Raw genomic sequence first — 1,790 nt, 5'->3', positions numbered from 1 at the left:
GCCCGCGCGGCCGGCGCGGTCGCCGCCCACTGCGCCGCCGCGCCGCGCGCCGCCTGTGCCGCCTTGCCGACCTCGTCGGCGGTGGCCACCGGCACCGTGCTGACCGGCGAATCGTCCGCCGGGTCGTGGACGACCAGCTCACCGCCGTCGCCGCCCGCACCCCACACCCCGCCCACCAGCTGCGCAACCGTGTACATGCGGCGCTGGATGCCCCGGCCCCCGCGAGGCAAACGCGTTTCGCCCGGTTGCGCGCCGGGTAGCCGGGTCGGATGACTACCACCGGCGCGCAGAGCGCGGACGCCGTCGTCGTCGGGGCCGGTCACAACGGCCTCGTCGCGGCCAACCTGCTGGCCGATGCCGGGTGGGACGTGGTCGTGCTGGAGGCGACCGCCGTGCCCGGCGGCGCCGTCCGCTCGGCCGAGGTGACCGCGCCCGGCTACCTCAGCGACCTCTACAGCTCGTTCTACCCCCTGGGGTACGCCTCCCCGGTGCTGCGCCGGCTCGACCTGGGCCGGCACGGCCTGTCCTGGCGACACTCCCCGGACGTGCTGGCGCACCTGCTGCCGGACGGTCGGGCCGCGGTGATCAACCGGGATCCGGACGTCACCGCCGCGTCGCTGGAGCAGTTCGCACCCGGCGACGGGAAGCGCTGGCTCAACGCGTACACCGACTGGCTCGAGGTGGCCGAGCCGATGCTGGACGCGATCACCACGCCGTTCCCGCCGGTACGCGGCGGGCTGGGTCTGCTGCGCCGGCTGCGGATCGCCGGCGCGCTACGGCTGGCCCGGCGGCTGGTGGTGCCGGTACGCAAGCTCGGCGACGAACTCTTCCAAGGCCCCGGAGGGCCCGCGCTGCTGGCCGGCTGCGCCCTGCACACCGACCTGTCCCCGGAGGAGGCCGGCTCCGGGGTGTACGGGTGGCTGCTGGCCATGCTCGGTCAACAGGTCGGCTGGCCGGTGCCCGACGGCGGCGCGCAGCAGATCACCAACGCGCTGGTCGCCCGGTTGCAGGAGCGCGGCGGGACGATCCTCTACGGCGCCCGGGTCGACCGGGTGCTCACCGCGCGGGGCCGCGCGATGGGCGTCCGCACCGTCGGCGGCACGCTGTGGCGGGCCCGGCGGGCCGTGCTGGCCGATGTGCCGGCGCCGGCGCTCTACCTGGACCTGGTCGGCGCGGCGGCGTTGCCGTCCCGGCTGGTCGAGGACCTGGCGCACTTCCGGTGGGACGGCTCGACACTGAAGGTGGACTGGGCGCTCTCCGCGCCGGTGCCGTGGACGAACCGGGAGGTGGCCGGCTCCGGCACGGTGCACCTGGGAGCGGACCTGAACGGGCTCACCCACTACGCCGGCGAGCTGGCCCGTGGCGAGCTGCCCCGCGACCCGTTCCTGCTGGTGGGGCAGATGTCGGTGGCCGACCCGAGCCACTCCCCGCCGGGCACCGAGTCGCTCTGGTCGTACACCCACCTGCCGTTCCGACGGGACTGGCGTGCCGAGGACATCGCCGGGCACGTGCAGCGGATGGAGGACGTGCTGGAGGCGGCGGCCCCGGGCTTCCGGCAACTGATCGTCGGCCGGCACGTGGCCGGGCCGGCCGATCTGGAGAGGGGCAACCCGAGCCTGGTCGGCGGTGCGCTCGGCGGTGGCACCGCCGCCGCGTACCAGCAGCTGTTCCTGCGTCCGATCCCCGGCCTGGGGCGGGCGGACACCCCGGTGGACCGGCTCTTCCTGGCCAGCTCGTCGGCACACCCCGGCGGCGGGGTGCACGGCGCGCCCGGCGCGAACGCGGCCCGC

2 protein-coding genes are annotated in these 1,790 nt (G+C 76.1%); one reads left to right on the top strand and one right to left on the bottom strand.

The features are described from left to right. A partial coding sequence (locus JNW91_RS31255; RefSeq protein ID WP_203179032.1) for an aldehyde dehydrogenase family protein occupies positions 1-197 on the bottom strand: 197 nt, incomplete at its 3' end. Between the two features lie 72 nt (positions 198-269). Here JNW91_RS31255 and JNW91_RS31250 point away from each other — a divergent pair. Continuing rightward, on the top strand, positions 270-1,790 hold a 1,521-nt coding region (locus tag JNW91_RS31250), incomplete at its 3' end, for a phytoene desaturase family protein (protein ID WP_203179031.1).

This window comes from Micromonospora parastrephiae (genome assembly GCF_016802865.1).
In the GTDB taxonomy this organism is placed as follows: domain Bacteria; phylum Actinomycetota; class Actinomycetes; order Mycobacteriales; family Micromonosporaceae; genus Micromonospora; species Micromonospora parastrephiae.
This window is presented reverse-complemented; position numbering and strand designations above follow the sequence as displayed.